Source organism: Amycolatopsis sp. TRM77291, assembly GCF_054166285.1.
In genome coordinates this window covers 5,455,826-5,475,943 of sequence record NZ_JBSZHF010000001.1, presented here as the reverse complement: position 1 = coordinate 5,475,943, position 20,118 = coordinate 5,455,826, and the positions used below count along the sequence as shown (strand labels likewise).

Below are 20,118 nucleotides of genomic sequence, written 5' to 3'. Positions count from 1 at the left end.
TCCGGGAAGGCGCCGGACAACATGTTGGTTCCGTCTTCTGGCGGGGAGCCTAAACGGATATGCTCTTTACCCGGCCAATCCCATACTGGCAGGTCAAAATCCACGCGTGCGCCTCATTTGAGATGATCCCAGCGGGCTTGCGCGGTTGCGAATGTGTCTGCAGAGGGGCCTGTTCGCGCGGGGCTGCGTAGTCGACCTAACCGCGCCCTGGTCGGGACCATCCGGCGTGGGATCACCACCTACCTAGAGGCGGCGTCTAGGTTACTGACCGCCTGCGGCGGTGTGATAATCACTCAGAAACCGCAGAGCCAGCCGCTTCGTCGCGGGGGTCCGCTCAACGAACCGCGGCGTTCCGCGATCCATCCGCCTCTGCGATTCTCGCTGGATCAGGGCATCTGAAGATGCCACTGGCGGGCCCGCATCGACGACTGGGGGACGCACACCGATTTTCTGGTGCCACGTCCAGTGATCCAGCCAGATCACCAGGAGGACCACATGACCGAAGACCTCAGTACTGCCGTTGTCTCGAAGGCCATCGAGGACGCCGCCACTGTGAGACATGCCGCCCGGTGGTGACGGCATGTCGCCGCACGACTTCGTCGCATTGGCCCCGAGGGTCGGCCGAATCGACGGGTACACGACGTGGATGGCGGGGGTTGTCGCCACGAGCGCGGACAAGCTCTTGGCATGCATGTGGCGCAGGTCAATTGGAAGGAGATGATGAGTGTTGTCTGATGTGGTCACGGGCGTTGAGATCTTCCCGATCGCCGAATCTGTCATAGCCCCCGCTATCGAGCTGGACTGCCACGAAGCGGAAGTGCGTACCCACCGGTGTCGTGACCGGGAGGCGGGTCTCGACGACGCCAACTGGCCTGGTCTGGCTTCCTCAACCGACAAGGTCAACGTGGTATCAGCCGCCGGGTGCCGGCTATGAACGACACATTCGTTGTTGAGGTGGCTGACATCGTCGATGAGGCGTTCGATATCCGCTCTCTTCGGTTGCGCCAACTCGACGGTGCTCCGTTCCCGCCATTTCGTGCGGGGGCTCATATCGACGTCACGGGTCCGACGGGAGTCCTGCGGCAGTACTCGCTTGCCAGCGATCCCACTGATCCGTCGTCTCTTGTCATCGCGGTCAAGCGCGATACGTCGTCACGCGGCGGTTCGGCCGCGCTGCACGAAATCGGGGTTGGTGAGCACCTGAGGATCGGCACGCCGCGCAACCAGTTCACGGTCGCCGAAGAGGCTGACAGACATCTGCTGGTGGCTGGTGGTATCGGCGTAACGCCGTTGCTGAGCATGGCCTATGAACTACACAGCTGCGGCGCGGAATTCGAATTACACTACTTCGTGCGGTCGCGCGACGAGCTTGCGTTCGCGGACCTGCTGGAGAACCGGGCAGAGTTCCGCGACCGTGTCAGGCTCCACATTGGCAAGCCACGCACCGAGCACGCGGCGGTCCTCACCCCGCTGGCGTCCACACTTACTACCGACAGCCACGTCTACACGTGTGGTCCCACTGGGTTTATGGACCAAGTGTCTAGTGTGTTCACGACCGTCGTGGATCCCGGCCACATCCACGTCGAGCACTTCACACCCGAGGAGATTGACACCTCCCGCGACGAGGCGTTCACAGTAGAACTCAAAACGGGAGAAGTCTTCGAGATCCCACCTGATCGTTCCATTTTGTCCGTGCTCGAGGAGAACGGCATCGAGGTCTTCAAGTCTTGCCAGCAAGGTCTCTGCGGTTCCTGCGTATCGGGGATAGTCGAGGGGGTCGCTGACCACCGCGACACCTGCCTTTCTGCCGCAGACCGAGAATCCGGCAAGGAGATCGCAATCTGCGTCTCGCGTGCACTTTCGGAAAAGCTCGTGATCGAGCTGTACTGAATTACCGACACGCGTAGGCGATGGAAATCAAGCTCAGCCGAACGCGCGCACGATTAATCAGCGCATACACATTGCTGCGGCGGATGTCCAGACCAGTACCCCGCCAGCATCACCGCCGTCGACGAGACCGCCAGTCAAAAGTCCGGTTCTCGAGCACGAAATAGTGAGCAGGAGCAGAAGATGATTCTCAACAAAGACGCTGGGACTCAGGTCGACCCCCGAACGTTCCTGGCGGATCTCACCTTCGAGCAAATGGACCGCGATCCCTATCCTTTCCTCAAGCGCATGCGTGAAGAGTGTCCGATCGCATACTTTGAGCCGTACGACCAGTGGTTCGTGGCGCTGTGGGATGACTGCTTCACACTCGGAAACGACACGAGCATGTTGCCGTCGAAAATCACCGAGCCCCATTTCGGGCCCAGCATCTTATCATTGCACGGTGACGCGCACAAAGACTTGCACCGTGCTGTCGATCCGCCGCTGCGACCCCGAATGGTATCCAACTACACCGACGGGATCATCCGCCCGGCGGTACGCCGGTATATCGACAAGCTGAAGCCGCTTGGCAAGGCGAACGCGGTGCAGGACCTTCTCGAAAAGGTCAGTGTTGCCATCGTCGGTGACGTCATGGGGTTGGAAGGCGTTGACGATGACCGTCGTCAGGACTGGTTTCACGCGCTGGCGGGTTCCCTCGGTGACGTCTTCGATGATGAGGAGTGGAAGCGGAAAGCGCGGTTGACCATAGCGGACAGTGACGGGTTCTTCCGGGCCAGGATCTCCGAACTGACGGCCGAACCCGACGACAGCCTGCTGTCCCACATGATCCACGGTGGACTCGAAGGACGCTCACCCCGTGCTTTTGACGATCTCATCGGCACACTCCGGGTCCTGATCACGGGAGGCTTTCAGGAACCGGGGCATGCGATGGCCGCGTCGCTCTATGGTCTCTTGCTCAACCTAGACCAGTTCGAAGCGGTCAAAGCCGAACCCGACAAGCTGCTCCCCGCCGCGATTCAGGAGGGACTGCGCTGGTTGGCTCCACTCGCTCAGTCTGAAAAGGTGGCTACCAAGGAGATCACAATTCGGGGGATGACCTTTCCGCCTGGAACGGAGTTTCTTTTGCTGATAGCGTCAGCGAACTACGATGAATCCCGTTTCGAAAACCCGGAGAAATTCGACATCTTCAGGGCAAAGAAGGACAATGCTAGCTTTGGTTACGGACTGCATCATTGCTCAGGCCACGCGCTGGCGCGCCACTTGAATGCCATCGTACTTCGGGAAGTTATCGACAATCTTCCCGGATTACGTCTCGACCCGGACCGAGAGCCGGTCGCGACGGGTTTCATGTTGCGAGGCCTGCGGGACCTCCCTGTGCTCTGGGACGCGTGACCCACGCGCGTATCACCCTGTCGGTATGAGAGTTCGTCCTTCAAGTCTCGTGTCAGATGACACCGTCCACTACGCGTACGCCGACACGCCGTTGGGTAGTTGCACTAGGCGGATCAGGTGGGCCAGGCAGGCGGTTTTGTGGTCGTCGGCTCGCCCGACTGTGATATGGGAGACCAGGACTGGATTGCTCTCCTCGTAATCGCTGAAAGGAATGGGCAATGACTGTGATCGAGAAGCGGCGCGAGGAAGGTAAGTCGCGGTGGCGTGTTGCTTTCGGCCAATACCCGACGGGCGTTACTATCGTGACCTCGGTCAACGAGTCTGGTGGTCCGGTCGGCATGGTGGTCGGGACCTTCACCTCGGTGTCGCAGGACCCTCCGTTGGTCGGCTTTTTCCCCGCGCTCAGTTCGACGACCTTCCCGCACATCCAGCAAGCGGGGCGATTTCGTGCTTCGGTACTCGGCGCTTCCCATGAAGACCTTTGCCGACGATTTTTTTCCTCGTCCGGTGCAGAGCGTTTCGCCGAAGGGGACTGGGACTACGACGAACGAGGTATCCCAGTGCTGCGCGACGCCGTCGCCTGGTTTGACGCCACTATTTCGCATGTTTCCCCAGCTGGGGACCATCGCTTCGTGATGGGCGAGGTCGATAACCTAGGCATCGGTGGGAGCGGAACTGGTATGCCGCTCATCTTCCTCCGCGGGGGATATGGTTCCTTCACGATTCCCCGATTGGAATTCAATGTCGGGCAGGTCGGTGGCCGGCTAAGACTGGCTGCCGGGCTAAGTCATGCCGTTGAAGAACTGGCCGAAAGTCTCGACGTCGAGTGTGTTCTCGCTAGTCTGGCGGGCGACTCCGTCGTTGTGCTGACCGCGGCGAACGTTAGGTCGCCGCAATTGGGAATGTCCTTTCCCTTCGCTGCCCCGATGGCTCCAGGTTTCTGTGCCTGGTCCGGTGAGGAACGGCGTTCGCTGTGGATGGAGAACGCGCGGGACTTGTCGGGGGCGGTGGACGAAAGCCTGCTCAACGAGACCCTTGGTATTGTCCGACGGCAAGGCTATGGAGTGTCATTCGGACAAGTCATGAGCGATCACTTCGACGCTGTCGTGGGTGCACCCGACGCTGACCGCGACGCGTTCGCTACCTTGTGGGGATCCCTGGTAGACGAGTACCGCAAGTTTATGCACAGCGATCAGCCGGAGAACGACGCGACGGTCATTCAAGCTCCGGTCTTTGGTGTTGACGGAACAATTGAGCTGGAACTAGTCGTCAGCGGCTTCGGCCCGAAAGCCGGGGCGGAACGTTATCGGCGAATCCTTCGCGAGACATTGAACTGCAGTGCTGAACTTACACGTATGATGGGCGGCGTCCCTCCGAAGGAGTATTATCCCCGGATTCCGTAGCGGAGAACCCTTGCGTCGTACGCGGTCACGGCTATCGAGGTGGGCACTGTCAATTGATAACAATCAGGGCCACTATTGGTCTCGTCAATGAGGCTTGCTAGTAGGTAGGGAGCTAGCTAGGTTATGAATGGCCAGTCCATCAGATGGCCGGTTGGGCTGGCCGGCGCCGGAGTCGAGCTGTGACGGGAATAGGGCGCCAGTCAGCCAGGTAGACCTGCGAGTCTATTTTCCGCTATTTGTGCAAGGGTCCTGCGCTGACAGTCTAGTGTTCTGATCACCGAACCCTGTCAGGACGCCGGACATGGCTATTGTCACTGGTGCGTCAGCGATAAAGGCAGAGCAGCTGGAGTGCGGTTGCTCAACCATCAGGTAGCCCCCTGTGGTCCGTTGAACGGTTGCCAACCTGGTCCGCTGACCGGTCCCGTCGTTTGTCCTGTGGGGCACGGTCATCGATCTTGTAAATGTTCGCGTTGTATGCGCGGCGATGGAGGAACAGGGATGGCGTATACCGATGAGCTGCCGATCGTGGGCGAGTGAGCGACAGTCTCGAAGGGTGCGTCCACTGCGCGGCGAGAGCTGAGTGGTCTGTGCGCACTCCGGTGACTGCCCTTGGTGGTCGGATCGACGAGACGGTGTGCACGAGGGTTCCTGTGCGCCCGACGAGGTCGTCGGTGCCACGTACGTGAGTGAACCTGGCCCGCTAACCAGCCCCATCGACCCTATCGGTAGGAGGAGAAGTGCGGATTCTCTGGCAGAGCTACACCGCGCCTGGGACCGAGTATCACGCGGCGATGTTGTCACGGCTGCAACAAGTGGCTGGTCCTGACACCACGATCGAGATGGGTGGGCTGTTTCCTCCCGACCGCTACGTGCACAGGCTGTCCGAACTGCGCTGCGCGTACCAAGTTCTCGCTCAGACCCTGGAGGTCGTTGAGCATGGCTACGACGCGATCGTGGTGGGGCATTTCCAAGACGGCGGGGTGCACGAGCTGCGTGCGGCTTGTGAGATCCCGGTCGTTGGCCTCGGCGAGGCTGCCATGCATCAGGCCATGATGCTGGGTGACACGTTTGGCCTGGTGACGATCAACCGAGGGTTTGCTGCATGGCACCGCGATCAGGTGCGAGCGTATCGCTTGGACGGGAAGTTCGCCGGTGTCGAGGCCATGGACACCTCGGCCGAGACCTATTTCGCCGCCTTCCAGGGCGACAGCGAGACTCGCGAGCTGGTGGTGTCGCAGTTCCGGGACCGTGCTCAGCGCCTAATCGACCGCGGAGCTGACGTCATCATCCCGGCCGGCGGGCTTCCAGCCCTGTTGCTGCAGGGCGTTGCGCACCTGGATCTGGGCGACGCGACATTGCTCGACCCGGTCGGCGTGGCAGTGCTGCAGGCGGAAATGTGGTGTCGCCTGGGCAAGGACAGCGGCCTTCGCCCTGGCCGTTCAGGCAGCTTCGCGCTCCCGGAGCCGGGAGTGCTCAAAGAGATCATCGACTCGGTGCGGCCGTTGGGCTCCACCGAGTCGGTTCTGAAGAAAGGTACATCGTAATGGCTGGTATCAAGCGTTCCGCGTTGGCGCAGTGGAGTGGCCCGGTCAGCACCGGGGAGGGAACGATCTCAGGCGACAGTGGGGCTTTTCTCGATCTCCGTTACACGTTTGCCGGCAGGACCGCCGCTACGTCTTCATTGACCGATCCCGAGGAGTTGCTCGCCTCCGCACACGCCGGATGTTTCGCGATGGCGCTGTCTAGTGAGCTGACCTCGGCCGGATCACCTCCGGCGAGCCTTGACGTGCGTGCGACGGTGACGCTGGCGCTGACCAGTCGTGGACGCCGCATCACGAAAAGCGAGCTGACGATCGCGGGCAGTTTCGACGAGCCTATTGAACAGGCGCGGTTCGACGAACTGGTCGAAAGTGCTGATCAGCGATGCCCATTTTCGGCATTGATCAAGGCGGAAGGCGAGGTCGTGGTCACCAAGGCGATCGTGGTATGAACCAGCCCACCGCGCCGCACTGGTTGCGGCGTCTTGCGCGCGGCGCGGCCTTTCACAAGATCGTTCGCGAGCAAGGACGGATGAACCACAGCAAGGTTCGAGAGGCTCACTCATGACAGCAGTGATTGCAGGCGGTTATGAGGTGCCATACCGGCGGCACGCCACCGAAACGAGTACGTCGAAGGTGCTGGCGCAAGCGGTGCTCGGGGCTATCGACGCGGTGGGTGTCCCGCTAGATGCGGTCGACGGTATCGGGGTGAGCAGCTTTCTGCTCCAACCGGACCACACGATCGACCTGGCCTGGCGGATGGGTTTGCGGCCGCGGTGGCTGATGCAGGACCCCCACGGCGGGGCCAGCGGAGTGAACATGCTGCAACACGCGCTGCGCGCAGTCGAGCACGGCGACGCAGACTGTATTGTCCTCGTCGCCGGTGACCACTTCGGACCGTCGGATTTCGCGGCGCTAACCGACAACTACAACCGCGCAATGCGTGACCACCTGGCCCCCCTTCGTTTCGGCGGCCCCAACGCGTTGTTTGCCATGCTCACCCAGCGGCACATGCGGGCGACTGGCCTGAAGATCGAGGATTACGCCCAGATCGCGGTGGCTCAGAGACAATGGGCTTCGCTCAACCCGAAGGCGGTGTATCGCACTCCGCTGACTGTGGAAGACCACCGGCACGCTCCGGTCGTGTTCGATCCGTTGTGCCGCTACGACTGCGTACCGGTGGTAACCGGTGCTGATGCACTCGTCGTCATGCGCGCTGAAAGTACGCAAGATCTTCCGCCGGTGCGAGTATTGGCTCTGGAGTCCGCGCACAACGCGGACCAGCAGAACGGTGATGGACTACACACTGGCCACGCCGAGATCAGAGACCGGCTCTGGAACGGTGCTGGGTTCGGGCCGGAAGATCTGGATCTTGCCATGGTCTACGACGACTATCCGGTGATGGTGCTCGCCCAGCTGGCCGATCTCGGGTGTATTCCCGACGGCGATTTGCATCGGTTTCTCCACCACCGACTCGCGGTCGACCGCTGGCCGCTGAATACCTCGGGCGGGCAATTGTCGGCTGGGCAGGCCGGCGCCGGGGGAGGACTGCACTTCCTCGTCGAGGCTGTGACCCAACTTCAGGATGGTGCAGGCGAGCGGCAGGTAGGTGGTGCCCGGCATGCGCTGGTAACCGGTTACGGAATGGTGCTCTACCGCTACGGTGCATGCGCGAACGCGGTCGTTCTGGAGGCGGCCTGATGACCAACCCTGTCGACTACGGCGTCACGGTCTGGCGATGCGACCGCGACCACGCCTCGTTCCCCCAGCCCCTGATCTGCCCAGTATGTGGAAGCACCGAGTTCCGTCCTGTCAAAGCGACGCACGGGCGAATCGAAGAGATCACGACTGCTCCCTCCACGGGTGTCCGGCTGGCGACAGTGCGCACCGGAGAGGACTTGGTGCTTGTCGCGCGTGCCGACGAAGGGATGGCCCGCGGCGACTGGGTGTCGCTGAGTAGGTGTGACGGCGTACCGGGAGCGCTCTACCTTCCCGATTCGGATCACGCATGACGAAGGGAACTACAGTGATCGACGGTATGCCCGCGGCGGGTCTACGGGGCCTGCCGGTTACAGAGCAGACGCTGCCTGCTCTGTTGCAGCGCCAGGCCGCGCGTTTTGGAGACAAGACGCTCGTCCGAACCGATGACGTTGAGCGTTCTTACATCGAGATGGCGGAGGTCGTCGCCGCGACCGCTGGCACTTTGCTCACGGCAGGTGTCGGAGCAGGGGACCGGGTAGCCCTGATGTGTGAGAACCGTCTTGAGATTCTCGACGTCACGCTCGCCTGTGCGTGGCTTGGCGCAGTGGCGGTGCCGCTGAATACCGCACTGCGCGGCCCGGCCCTGAGCCACCAGTTGACGAACTCGGGCAGCAAACTGCTCATCATGGACTCGGCGTTGGTCGGTGTACTCGCAGATGTGCCCCCGCCGCCCGAGCTGCACGAAGTGTGGGCGCTCGACGGGATTCCGGTAGATGCGCCTTCCGCGTATAAGGTGGTTGTGCCGCCGCCACTGGACGACCCGATCCCGGCGGCACAGGTACGGCCTGACACCACGAGCGTCATCCTGTACACCTCGGGTACGACAGGTCCGGCCAAGGGAGTCGAGTGCCCTCAGGCGCAGTTCTACTGGTGGGGCGTTCTCGTGTCGGAGAGTCTCGAGATCAATGAGCGGGACATCTTGTACACGTGCCTTCCTCTATTCCACACCAACGCCCTGGCGGCGTTTATGCAGGCCATGATCAGCGGTGCCACCCTGTACGTCGGCCCAAGATTCTCCGCGTCCAAGCACTGGGAACGACTCGTGGAATCACGGGCTACGGTGACCTACCTGCTCGGTGCGATTGTGAACATCCTGTGCGCGACACCGGCTAACGCGGCTGAGACAGCGCACCGAGTGCGGATCGCGCTGGCTCCGGGGGTACCCGCGCCCCTGCTGGAGAAGTTCCGAAGCCGATTCGGTTTCACCTTGGTTGAGGGGTATGGATCCACGGAGACCAACGGCTGTATCGGTGCACCTCCAGGAGAACAGCGTCCAGGATGGATGGGACTGGTACGAACCGGCTTCTCGGCGCGAGTGGTCGACGAGTTCGACGTCCCGGTTTCAGACGGAACTCCAGGCGAACTGCTGTTGCGCGCGGACGAGCCGTTCGCGTTCGCTTCCGGGTATCACGCGGAGCCGGCGAAGACCGTGGAGGCCTGGCGCAACCTCTGGTTCCACACCGGCGATGCCGTGGTCCGATCGGAAGACGGCTGGTTCCGGTTCGTGGACCGCCTCAAGGACGCGATCAGGCGGCGAGGAGAGAACATCTCGTCCTTCGAGGTCGAACAAGTACTGCTGGCTCACGACGGTGTCGACGTCGTGGCCGCCTACGCGCTGCCGTCCGAACTCGGGGAGGACGAGGTCGCGGCTGCCGTGGTCCTTGCCCGGGGCAGCACGGTCGAGCCCGGAGACCTGATTCGGTGGTGTGAACCGCGGCTTGCGTACTTCGCAATCCCTCGGTTCATCGGCTTTGTCGAAGAGCTTCCGACTACAGCCAATGGCAAGGTACGCAAGGAAGCCCTGCGTCAGCGAGGCACGGACGGCCTCTGGGACCGGCAAGAAGCCGGCCTCATCGTGAATCGATCCGCCCGATCTGGTTGATGAGGCGATCACCGGGCGAGGTCAGCAGTCTGGAGTCGTTCTTGATGTGCACACCGGTACCTGTGCTCGCGCTATTGCGCGACCACAGATACCGGTGTGTGCTGACGCAGGCCTTCGTGTCCTACGAGGCGTAGCCCGCGGGAATACAGGACCTCACGGAGACCAGCATCGTCGTTGAGCAGGCGAAGCGACGTTGCGCCAAGGTCGGACAGGATAGCCGCAGCGACCTCATGGGCCTTGGTCCGGTCACTCTCTGTGAACCCGTCACAGTGGAGCCGATGACCGGTCAGGCGAGTGTAGACGGCGATGCCGCAGCCCGCTTCCGCGAAGCTCGCGAGGCACTCATGGAAGGAGGCCGCACAAGTGCAGGCGATCGGTCCGACCACATTCCCACTGAGGCACTCGTTTTGTACGTACACAGGGACAGCCGGTCCCGGGGCGCCAGCGAAGAGAGCAAGGTGCTCGGTCCCGTCGAGTATGCCGGTGAACCTGCCGACGGACAGTTCTCCATGCGTGGTGGAGAGCTTGGACAGCGCAATGCGAATCACCAATGGTTCGGTGCGACGTCGGTAAGTGACCAGGTCGGCGATCGAAACCGTTGCGAGCTTGTGGAGTTCGGCAAAAGACGCCAGTTCTTCGCGACGAGCCAGCTCACCCGGGTGCGTCTCCGACACGATCGTGCACATCACCGCCGCCGGCCGCAAACCTGCGAGCTGAGCGAGGTCGACCGCCGCCTCCGGCTGGTCCGCCCGGTCCATTACTCCGCGGGGGGAAGCCCGCAGTGGCACCACGTGCCCTGGCCGTGAGAAGTCCTCCGACGAGGAGGTAGCGTCCGCCAGGGCTGCGGCGGTCCGCGCCCGGGCTGCAGCTGAAATCCCTGTACCGGTGTCACGCAGATCCACAGTCACGCGGTAGCGGTCACCGTGGTGGTACATCGAAGGTAAATCCAGGCGCTCGCAATCTGCGGCGTCCAAAGCCACACAGACGAAGCCGGACGTATGCCGCACCATGAAAGCCATGAGTGTCGGGTCGGCACATTCGGCTGCGAAGACGAGGTCGCCCTTGTCCCGCTCGTCGTCGACGACCACCACGGCTTTGCCCGCCGCGACGGCAGCTATGGCGTCGCGAACCTGGTCCAGTTCGATCATCTCGGTGCCAATCTACTTTCGCTTGAGGAACATCTGACCCACCGCAACGCGCCTCTTGAACTGATCAATCAGGGCGTTGCCGATGTCACGTCACGAAGTAGTGCTGGAAGCCAGCTGCTTTCGGCACTGGGGACATCCCCGTCGACGTCCTCGATGGACACATGGTGGTATGCCGCGTCCTGGCATGTCTCGTGGGACTAGCCTGCACCGCGCCTTCGTCGCGACCTGTTCGTCGCGCCAATCATTCCGGAAAGGGGAGGCATGTACCAACATGAAAGTCTGCTGAGCGAACCAGATGAGATTCGAAGGGGACCTGGGTCGTGGCAGGTTCCGGATCGGGCCTGACGAGTTCTACGTAGCAGACCCGTATTCGGTCGGCTTCTCCATAGACGACCGCAGCGTGAAAGTAACAGTCCCCTCGACGCTACGAGTCGACCGTCGCCGGGTTGGCGGAGTTCTCGAACTGCGATGCTCGCGAATGGACAGCGTTTGTGCTGCTCTGGTCGGAGCGGTCCGCTCACCGAACTGGTCCGTTCCGCGAGTCATCCTCCACTGCGACTCTGCGCACGCTAATGGTGTCCCAGGCACCGCCACTGTGCCCGCATCGACCTCGACAAGACGGCAGAAGGCATGGCCCTCCCTGCCGTCTGGGGCCTAGCCGTGATCAACGGAGATCACCAGGAGGAACACATGGCCGAAAAGGTCGGTCCAGACACCGCGCCGGATACCTCAGCTCAGCCGGCTACGGGAGGCTTGAAGAGCGGTGCCGTCGGTACCCCTCATATCATCGCGATGGTGGTAGCTGCGGCTGCCCCCATCACCTGCACCGTGAGCATCCTGCCTCTCGGGTTCCTTTTGGGTAACGGCATCGGCACGCCAGGCGCGATCCTGGTGGTTACTGTCGTGCTGGCGTTGTTCGCGGTGGGCTTCCTGCGCATTCTGCCATTCGTCAAGAATACCGGCGCTTTCTATGCCTACATCACGGCCGGGTTCGGGCGTCCCGCAGGACTCGCGTCCGCCTACGCACTCCTGCTTGCCTATTGCGCTCTGGGTGCGTCCATCATCGGCGGCTTCGGCTACTTTGCCAACAACCTGATCAACCGCTACTTCCATCTCGACATTCCTTGGGCGGTGGCGGGCATTGTCGGTGTTGCACTGTCAACGGCTCTAGCCGCAGCGGGCGTTAGGCTCGCAGGCCGTATACTCCTAGTCATTCTCGCGATCGAGCTGATTGCGATCGTGGTGCTCGACGCCGCGATCCTGTTCCGTAACGGATTCGGAGCTTTTTCCTTTGATGTCTTCAAGCCATCCGTCGTCTTCAGTGGCTCATTGGGCATCGCCGGTATTTACGCGTTCGTCCTGTTCCTGGGATTCGAGGCGACGGCGATCTACACGGAAGAGGCCAAGAAGCCAGAGCGGACAGTACCTCGGGCGACCTACTGGGTCATCGGATTGATCGGCTTCTTCCACGTCCTCTCCTCGTGGGCGATGGTCGCTGGCGCCGGCGGCAACGAACTGGTACCGAGAATTGCCGAAAATCCGCCGATTTTCACATTCGGGCTCTCGGATCAATACGTCGGTCCCGGTTGGACGGACATGATCGTGATGTTCAACCTGCTCAGCCTTTTCGCAGGGATCATGGCTTTTCAGAACGCGGCAGCTCGCTACCTCTTCGCTCTTTCGCGCGACCAGGCGCTGCCTCGCTTTCTTGGGCGTACGCATCCGAGGCGTCACACGCCGGTCAGGGCATTGATCGTTGTCGGCATCGTGTATGCGATTGTCACGATCATCTACCGTGCTGCTGACCTGGATCCCGTCCTGGAGTTGGGTACCTCGCTCATCGGTTTCGGTACGATCGGCCTTTTGACAATGCTGACCATTGCTTCAGCCTCGGTCGCGATGTTCTTCTATCGTCGACGTGAGGTCACGGCCGCAAAGGTTGCAGCGCCGGCGATAGCGGCGATTCTCCTCGCTGCCTGTGACGTCGCCGCGATTCTCAATTACGGCATCATCACCGGTGTGGAAACATGGTGGGTAAATAACCTGGCGTGGCTCTTCATTCCTGTCGTGATGGTCGGCCTGGGTTACGGATTCTGGCTCCGAGCCAAGCGCACGGACAGGTACGCCGAGATCGGCAGGACCCGACTCTGAAGCTGGCCCGTGAGCGCGATCATGGAAACGCTGCTCGGTCGCACTCGGGTGCGGCGCCGCGGCTCTCGCGGTCAGCGGTGTATCGGGCGGCGTGCTCAGGTGACCAGATCACTGTTTGGCCGGTGGTGCGCGGGGCGCACTACCGGCCGCGGCGTCCAGATGTCGGATCTCCTCGCTACAGTGTCCAGGTTCATCTTGGCCAGTGCCCAGTTGCGTGGCGTCTGTGGCGGTAGGGATGTCCCGGTTAGCGGAGGGTTGTTTCATGCACGGCGAGCAGCAAGCTGTCTCTAACGACGGCAGTGACGATCCGTATTCCCAGCACAGAGCCGTCGACAGTGTGACGCTCGCTGAACCGATGTACCTGTTCGGTGATTCTGGCAGTCGCATGAACCTCGATCGTCAGCCCAGGCTGACTGCCGCCGGCATCGCGCAGTGATTCTCGAAGTGCGACAAGATCGAAGATCGCTCCAGACGTTGCGACGAGCGAGAAGTCTTCATGGTGGGCCGCGAGGAAGGCGTCGAGGCGTCGTTCATCGCAGTCGCTCAGCCATGCCGCGAGATGATTGTGGTGACGGGCGAGGAACTCGGTTACGTCGGTCATACCCTGATCATGCTAGCAGGCACACGCCATAGCAGCACGGGGTCGTGGCTAGATCGGCAGTTCTCGCAGGAGCTGGTCGGTGAAAGCGAACGGCCCGGCCCACTTCCTAGGGCCGGGCCGATCACGGTGGGGACGGGCGCGGGATACGCAGAGGCTGCTTACTTGGGTACGACGACGTGAGCGGACACGTGCGTGCCCACGTCGTTGATCCAGCCCTTGGTCACCGCATACCTCAGCATGCCTTCGAGGCCGGCGAGGGCCCCGGGGTTGTTGGCGGTGTCGAGTTGCCGGTGGAGAAATTCGGTGCTCACCCAGAGGTGTCGTGGACGGTCGCCGGGCATGACATCGTCGCTGGAGGCGACGGCCTCCATGAATTCGGAATGGGAGAGTGTGCCGACTTCGACATGGAATTCGGCGTAGTTGGCCTGGTCGGTGACAGTGAAGCCGTCGGTGGTGGCGAGAACGATCATCAGAGTTCGAACTTCCCTACGTTATTGAGGTTCTCGGGAATCGACCCGCGGCCGGACTTGAAATGCGGGATGACGTACTTCCCGATCATCTTGATGGCGTTCTTGGTCTTGGTGTGGCCGTAACCGTCGATCTTGAGTACCACCTCGTTGATACCCATCGCTTCAAGCTTGTGGAGACGTTCGATGAACCAGTCAGGGTCGCCGACCATCAGCATGGGGGTGGAGTCGTTGAGGTACTCAAGATCGTCACCGCGGGTGCGGAGGCGCTCCGCGAAATCCTCCCAATACTGGTAACCGGGCGCTTTCGTGGCGATCAATCCCTCTGCAAGTTCGCGCACGCTCTCCAGCATGCCGAACACGTTCGGGCCGGCATCCTCGAAAGCCTTCTCGTTGCTCTCGGCGCAGTAGGCGGGGAAGGTGAATCCGGTGATGTTGCCACTTGGCTTGTAGAGGCCGCCGATCGGCTCGGCTTCGGCAAGACCCTTCTTATATTGCTCGATGAGCAGATTCTGGTACTCCCAGCCCACGTAGGTGTCGGCCGTCATCAGGTTCAGGCCGAGTTTACCGATCTGATAGTGGCTGTCCGGACTGGTGGCTGTGACGTAGACGGGGATCTGCTCGTTACTTTCGAGCTTCGGGGTGACGGATACGCGGCCGACCTTGTAGTACTCGCCATCGAACTCGACCTCGTCCTCGATGAGGGCGCGGATCATGATCTCGATGTTCTCGCGCCACTCGTCACGGGTCTTGGCCGGATCGATGCCGAAGGCGGTCATGTACTTTGCGTTGTTCGAGCGGGCGCTGGCGATCTCGATCCTGTTGCGCCCATGGGTCAAGAGGTCGAGGGTCATCAGACGCTCGGCGATGCGGATCGGGTGGTTGAGGGCGAGGTTCACCACTGCCATCTGACGGAGCTTGATCGAATGAGTGCGTTCCGCGAGCACTGCCATGAGTAGTTCTGGGGCGGGAGTCGACCATTGGCCTGCCATGAAGTGCTGTTCGGAGAACCCGATGAAGTCGAAGCCCATCTCCTCGGCGAACGTGAGCTCGTCGACCGCCTCGCGTAGCCGGACTCCATAGGACATGCCTTGGTTTACCTGCGCCTCGGAAATGACCCCGAACTTCACGTGGAACTCCCTTGTTCTCGTTCACGTCATCGTCTAGCGCCACCCTCATGCAGCCTTGATGCCGAGTAGGTGTGCGTGGTTGTATCAGTTTCTGCCTGCAGCGTGCATGGCACCATGTGATGGACCGGTGAGTGAACCGTCGGAGACCCCCGTCCCGCGGGTGCGCGGATACTGCCGACGTGACCGACGAGACGGGTTTTCGCACTTACTACGCGCTTGGTATCGAAGCCACGCACCGTCCGCCATTGGTGGGTCCGCGCGTGTTCGGCGCGGTCGTGGTGGGCGCAGGCTTCGCCGGTATCTCGGCCGCGTTGGAGTTTGCCTCCTGCGGTATCAGTGTGATCGTTCTCGAACGTGAGCGGGTGGCCGCCGGGGCGTCGGGCAGGAACGGAGGCATTCTCCTGCTCAGTGAAGGCACCCACCTGGCTGACAGCGGGGCGGATGCGGTCGACGAGGTGCTTGACGCCACAGCCCGGGAGTTGGTCGAGCTCAGCGAAGTGCACCAGATGGACGTCGACCTCCGCCGGGGGACGATCCGCCTGGCTATAACCGGACGGCAAGCAAGGGTACTGGCGCGGTCGGCAAGGGCGCGGGCAAGGCGGGAGTTCCTCGACCGCGAGGCCCTCCGCGTGCACCTTCGGTCCGAGCGCTACACCGGAGGACTCTACGAGCCGGACAATCTCGCGCTCAACCCGCACAAGCTGCTCGAGGGGCTCGCGTCGGTGGCCGAGACACGTGGTGCGGTCATTGCTGAACACAGTGTAGTCACGGAAGTCGAGACACTGGCCGGCGACGGTGTGATCGTCCGGACAGCGGAGGGCGAGGTCCGGGCCAGGCGGCTGGTAGTCGCCGCTGGCACTGGTACTGGCGCCATCCTGCCTTCCCATAGGAAGCTGTTACTCACGGCGTACTCACAGATCGCGGTGACAGAACCGATCGACCCGCAGGTGCTCGACTCGGTCCTGCCGTCCTGGACCGCCACCAGCGAGATCGCCACCTTCTCCCGATATTTTCGTCGGCTTCCTGGCGGCCGACTGCTTTTCGGTATCGGGACGCTCTTCGACTCCATCGGGAGCTCGAGGCTGGAAGAGCGGATCCGTACCGAGTTGCGCGACACTTTTCCCGAGCTCGCTGATGTGGGTTTCGAAAAGGCATGGGAAGGTGCCATTGCATCGACGGTGGAGGAGACACCGCTGCTGGACCGTATCGCTCCGGGAGGTGTGGTCACCTCCAGCAACGGTGTGTTGGCATCGTGGAACGCAGGTCGCATCGCGGCGAGAGCGACTGATCCAGCGTATGCGGCCTACGACGCTCTGCGGGCCAACAAGCACGTGGGTTGGCCCCTGTTCGGCTTTCCTGAACGGTTGATGGCGGCCGGCGCGAAAGCATTCTTCAAGGTCAAGGACAGGCTGTAGCGATATGCTTCACGCGTAGTAGGAAGCACCGCGACATGGCAGCGCTCCCTACTACGCATCCACTGGTATGGCCGGCCCTCAGACCCGATGGACGATGTGTCCGTCGACCATGGTCAACACCACCGAGCGATCGAGAATCTCGCCGACATGGTCGTCGTCGGGCCACGGCCCGTCGAGAACGGCCAGGTCGGCGTGGTGGCCGATCGTGAGGGTGCCCCGCCACTGTTCGTCGCGTTCTCGGTATGCGGCTTCCCGCGTGAGCAGGGCGAGTGCATCCAGCGTCGTGATGGTCTCCGCCAGGTCGTCTTCGGGTACCTCGCCCTCCCAATAGCACGAGCGCGTCACGGTGAAGGCGACGGCTGGGCGCCAGTCCGGCGGAACCACCGGAGCATCGGACGTGATGCCTGGGCGGACACCAGCGCGCAGTGCCGAGCCGAGTGGCTCGGTGCGTCGGCGGCGGCCTTTCGGCAGGGTTGTGGCGAAGGTGCTGACGATGACCGGGTTGGCGGTCCACCCGATACCATGTCGGGCCATCTTCTCGAGCCCTTCTAGGTAGAGCTCGGTGCCGTGGATAAGGTAAGGCCGGTTGGCGCTGTGCGGCGTGAGCTCTGCGAGTGCGTCGATCACGACCTCGTTGGTCTTGTCACCGATGCAGTGAATTGCTATCTGCAGGTCGGCCTCGTCGACGACGCGGATGATCTTACGGAGTTCCTCCACCTTGTCGACGTCGTCGTCGCCGATCAGAACCATGTGCCCGCAGTGGTGGCCTTCGTGCACGGGCTCCTTGTGCCACGTGGTGCCGTTCTGAGGTGTGCCGTCGGCGAACACCTTGACACCGGCGAACCGCAGGCGCCGGGGGTCGATACCACGCTGGGAGTAGGTCCGCGCGAGCCCGCCGTCGAGATGGCGCTTGACGTCGTCTGCGTTGCCGCCCCCGGTGCCGTTAGGTAGCGCCAGCACAGAGACGCGGAGGCTCAGCTGGCCAGACTCGGCAAGGTCGGCAAGCGTCTCGATCGCTGCCGGCGATCCTGAGCCGTCGAGCAGGCTGGAGTAACCAGGTCCAAGGCCCGGCTCGGTTACGGCGGTGATACCAAGGGCATGCAGGTCCGCCTGCCCCTTGAGATAGGCGGCCGTCAGGTCCTCACGGGACAGTGGTGGAATCTTTTCGATCAACAGTGAGATCGCCGCGTCCGTCAGGAATCCTTCCGGGTTCCCGCCGGCATCGCGGATGATCACACCACCTACCGGGTCCGGTGTTTCCCGCGTGATGCCGGCGAGACCGAGGGCCGCGGAGTTTGCCGTCAGGGAGTGGCCGCTCCAGTCGAACAGCACGACCGGTGTGCCGGGAATGCCGTTCTTCGCCAGGGCGTCGTCGATGTCCTTGGCTGTCAGGTTCCGGCCGAAGATCGCGCCGTCCCAGCCATGCCCGCGAATCCAGCCTGTCGCATCGATGGCACCTTTGGTGAGGAATGACGGGAGGTCGGCCAGGTCGGTGAAGATATCGGTACCCATGCGCACATACGCATGGCTGGTCACCGAGTAAGCGGTGAAGTGCAGGTGGCCGTCGTTGATCCCGGGAAGGACGGGGCGCCCTTTGAGTTCGATAACCTCGGTAGCAGGCGTGATCCATTCGTCGGCCGCATCGCCTACTGCGACGATCTTCCCATCTGCGATCGCTATCGCGCGGGGGCGTGAGGAGAGCCAGGCGGGCGTGAGCCGATCACCCGGTTCCCAGTCCGACAGGTCAAGCACTGGCCCGCCCCGCAGGACGGTGTCGGCCCGCCGTGTGGTGATGCTCATGCGATGGCTCCTCAGAATCGAAGGACTGCGCGGCCGGTTACTTTGCGGCTGTTCAGCTTTTCCCATGCCTCGGCCACTTGCTCGATCGGGAACTCTTGGATGTCGAACCCGATCGCACCACTGGCGACCTGCGGCAGGAGATCGCGAGCCACTTCCTGGGCTCGGGCCTCCCTACTCAGCAGATTGACGGGGAGGATCGCGACGTCCGAGAAGAACCAGTTGGGAAGGTCGAGGGTGAACGTCGCACCGGCCGTGTAGCCGACGCAGGCCACTCGGCCACCGAATTTGACCCACGAGATTCGGTCTCCGAGTCCTGGGCCACCGATGGTGTCGAGATGCAGGTCAGCCGGTCGGGTCTCGCGCAGTTCGGCGAGGGCAGATTCGTCATCGAGAGCAATCCCGTGCACGTCGTCTGGCAACAGCTGCAGACGGGATTTACGGGAGACCAAGGCGATGACGTCGCAGCCGGCCGACTTCGCCAGCTGAACAGCGACCGAACCCACGGCACCGGTAGCACCACTGATCAGGACGGTCTGCCCCGGTTGAAGACTGCCGATGTCGAAGAGCGCGATGTACGCGGTCGTCACTGGGATGAAGAAGGTCGCGGCGATGGACGGAGGGAGTTGTGTCTGTAGCGGAACCAGCACGTTGTCGGGAATCGATGCGTACTCTCGCCACGAACCATCGCCCGTGAGACCGAGCGCTCCATCACGGAAGATGACCTGCTGGCCGACGGGCAGCGTGTCAGACTCAACTACCACGGCGGCGCCTTCGACACCGGGAACGTACGGAAGGTCCGGGCTGGTGACGAACTCGCCGCTGGCGACTGTCGCGTCGAGGTGGCTAACGGTGGCGGCCTCGATCCGGACGAGCGTCTCCCCAGGGTGCCGGGGCACCTCTGGAAGATCGGTGAGGACGGGACCTGACTTCCACTCGTGGATCAAGGCTGCGCGCATAAGCATACTCTGGCGCGGCGAGAGAACGATTGTGGCAATGCGGTTCGGTGAGCGGACTCGTACGGCATGTCACCATGCACCGTTCTGCTTCCATGCTCGCCATGGCAATCTGGAAGGCGTTTCGCCCGGCGGGAACCATGCACCCCTTCGCTCTCTCGCTGGCCGGGGAGAACCTGATCTTCATTTCGGGCATCACTGGCCACAGGCCTGATGGCTCTCTCGGCGCCACCGTCGATGACCAGACACGAGATGCCTTCTCCGGCGTTGCGTCGTTGCTGGAGCGCGAAGGTTCAAGTCTCGACGAGATCGTCTGGATCCATCCCTACGCCACGACCATCGAGAACGGTCTTGCGACTGAACCGGTCTTCACCGAACTTTTTAGTCAGGCACCCCCGGCATGCGGGGCGCTGATCGGAAACGTCACTTTCGTCGACCCGAACATGCTTGTCGAATTCGACGTCGTAGCGGCGCGCGGGGCGCGACGGGAACTTGTGGCGTGATGCGGCCTGGTAACCGAGCAACGACGTAATTAGAGCTCTGGGTCACCTGTCCTAAATTCCACGATCAGGTCGCGCAGAGCAGCACTT

Annotated in this window: 17 protein-coding genes; 10 read left to right on the top strand and 7 right to left on the bottom strand. The window is 62.2% G+C overall.

Features of this window, described 5'->3' with window-relative positions; genetic code table 11:
• Window positions 1-261: 261 nt before the first annotated feature.
• Window positions 262-744 carry a hypothetical protein gene (locus tag ACXIZN_RS25300; protein WP_457957232.1) on the bottom strand — a complete coding sequence of 161 codons (483 nt, stop codon included), beginning with the start codon at window positions 742-744 and terminating at the stop codon, window positions 262-264.
• A 186-nt stretch (window positions 745-930) separates the two neighbouring features.
• Here ACXIZN_RS25300 and ACXIZN_RS25295 point away from each other — a divergent pair, with 186 nt between their 5' ends.
• The 7 genes from ACXIZN_RS25295 to ACXIZN_RS25265 all read left to right on the top strand — a co-directional run bounded on the left by ACXIZN_RS25295 (window position 931) and on the right by ACXIZN_RS25265 (window position 9,863).
• Window positions 931-1,890: a PDR/VanB family oxidoreductase gene (locus ACXIZN_RS25295; protein WP_457957231.1), complete on the top strand. Its 960-nt coding sequence runs from the start codon at window positions 931-933 to the stop codon at window positions 1,888-1,890.
• A 180-nt stretch (window positions 1,891-2,070) separates the two neighbouring features.
• Complete coding sequence (locus ACXIZN_RS25290; RefSeq protein WP_457957230.1) at window positions 2,071-3,279, top strand: cytochrome P450; 1,209 nt, start codon at window positions 2,071-2,073, stop codon at window positions 3,277-3,279.
• A gap of 218 nt (window positions 3,280-3,497) precedes the next feature.
• Window positions 3,498-4,682, top strand: coding sequence for a flavin reductase (locus ACXIZN_RS25285; RefSeq protein WP_457957229.1), 1,185 nt, complete (start codon window positions 3,498-3,500; stop codon window positions 4,680-4,682).
• Window positions 4,683-5,419: 737 nt separating this feature from the next.
• A complete protein-coding gene (locus ACXIZN_RS25280; protein WP_457957228.1) occupies window positions 5,420-6,226 on the top strand; it encodes an aspartate/glutamate racemase family protein in 807 nt (268 codons plus the stop codon).
• Entirely contained in the window at window positions 6,226-6,672 is a 447-nt protein-coding gene (locus ACXIZN_RS25275; protein WP_457957227.1) for an OsmC family peroxiredoxin, read from the top strand. The genes ACXIZN_RS25280 and ACXIZN_RS25275 overlap by 1 nt, the downstream gene beginning before the upstream one ends.
• Window positions 6,673-6,784: 112 nt before the next feature.
• Entirely contained in the window at window positions 6,785-7,921 is a 1,137-nt protein-coding gene (locus ACXIZN_RS25270; RefSeq protein WP_457957226.1) for a thiolase family protein, read from the top strand.
• A 325-nt stretch (window positions 7,922-8,246) separates the two neighbouring features.
• On the top strand, window positions 8,247-9,863 hold the full coding sequence (locus ACXIZN_RS25265) for an ATP-dependent acyl-CoA ligase (RefSeq protein ID WP_457957225.1): 1,617 nt from the start codon (window positions 8,247-8,249) through the stop codon (window positions 9,861-9,863).
• A 71-nt stretch (window positions 9,864-9,934) separates the two neighbouring features.
• On the opposite strand, the gene ACXIZN_RS25260 is transcribed toward ACXIZN_RS25265, so the two are convergent.
• Complete coding sequence (locus tag ACXIZN_RS25260) at window positions 9,935-11,011, bottom strand: 3,4-dihydroxy-2-butanone-4-phosphate synthase (protein ID WP_457957224.1); 1,077 nt, start codon at window positions 11,009-11,011, stop codon at window positions 9,935-9,937.
• Window positions 11,012-11,701: 690 nt separating this feature from the next.
• Between ACXIZN_RS25260 and ACXIZN_RS25255 the strand changes: the two genes are divergently transcribed.
• Complete coding sequence (locus ACXIZN_RS25255) at window positions 11,702-13,162, top strand: APC family permease (RefSeq protein WP_457957223.1); 1,461 nt, start codon at window positions 11,702-11,704, stop codon at window positions 13,160-13,162.
• Between the two features lie 244 nt (window positions 13,163-13,406).
• Here ACXIZN_RS25255 and ACXIZN_RS25250 read toward each other — a convergent pair whose 3' ends face one another.
• The 3 genes from ACXIZN_RS25250 to ACXIZN_RS25240 all read right to left on the bottom strand — a co-directional run bounded on the left by ACXIZN_RS25250 (window position 13,407) and on the right by ACXIZN_RS25240 (window position 15,360).
• Window positions 13,407-13,763, bottom strand: a complete 357-nt coding sequence (locus ACXIZN_RS25250) for a hypothetical protein (RefSeq protein ID WP_457957222.1) — start codon at window positions 13,761-13,763, stop codon at window positions 13,407-13,409.
• 158 nt (window positions 13,764-13,921) lie between these two features.
• A complete protein-coding gene (locus ACXIZN_RS25245; protein ID WP_457957221.1) occupies window positions 13,922-14,233 on the bottom strand; it encodes a hypothetical protein in 312 nt (103 codons plus the stop codon).
• Complete coding sequence (locus tag ACXIZN_RS25240; protein ID WP_457957220.1) at window positions 14,233-15,360, bottom strand: LLM class flavin-dependent oxidoreductase; 1,128 nt, start codon at window positions 15,358-15,360, stop codon at window positions 14,233-14,235. The genes ACXIZN_RS25245 and ACXIZN_RS25240 overlap by 1 nt, the downstream gene beginning before the upstream one ends.
• Window positions 15,361-15,539: 179 nt before the next feature.
• Between ACXIZN_RS25240 and ACXIZN_RS25235 the strand changes: the two genes are divergently transcribed.
• Window positions 15,540-16,775: an NAD(P)/FAD-dependent oxidoreductase gene (locus ACXIZN_RS25235; RefSeq protein ID WP_457957219.1), complete on the top strand. Its 1,236-nt coding sequence runs from the start codon at window positions 15,540-15,542 to the stop codon at window positions 16,773-16,775.
• A gap of 78 nt (window positions 16,776-16,853) precedes the next feature.
• Here the strand turns inward: ACXIZN_RS25235 and ACXIZN_RS25230 are convergent, their stop codons facing one another.
• Both ACXIZN_RS25230 and ACXIZN_RS25225 read right to left on the bottom strand, forming a co-directional pair.
• The gene (locus ACXIZN_RS25230; protein ID WP_457957218.1) at window positions 16,854-18,575 is read right to left on the bottom strand and encodes an amidohydrolase; all 1,722 of its coding nucleotides are present in this window, start codon (window positions 18,573-18,575) and stop codon (window positions 16,854-16,856) included.
• An 11-nt stretch (window positions 18,576-18,586) separates the two neighbouring features.
• Entirely contained in the window at window positions 18,587-19,531 is a 945-nt protein-coding gene (locus ACXIZN_RS25225; RefSeq protein ID WP_457957217.1) for a quinone oxidoreductase family protein, read from the bottom strand.
• Window positions 19,532-19,632: 101 nt separating this feature from the next.
• Between ACXIZN_RS25225 and ACXIZN_RS25220 the strand changes: the two genes are divergently transcribed.
• Window positions 19,633-20,031: a RidA family protein gene (locus tag ACXIZN_RS25220; protein ID WP_457957216.1), complete on the top strand. Its 399-nt coding sequence runs from the start codon at window positions 19,633-19,635 to the stop codon at window positions 20,029-20,031.
• Window positions 20,032-20,118: the final 87 nt, after the last annotated feature.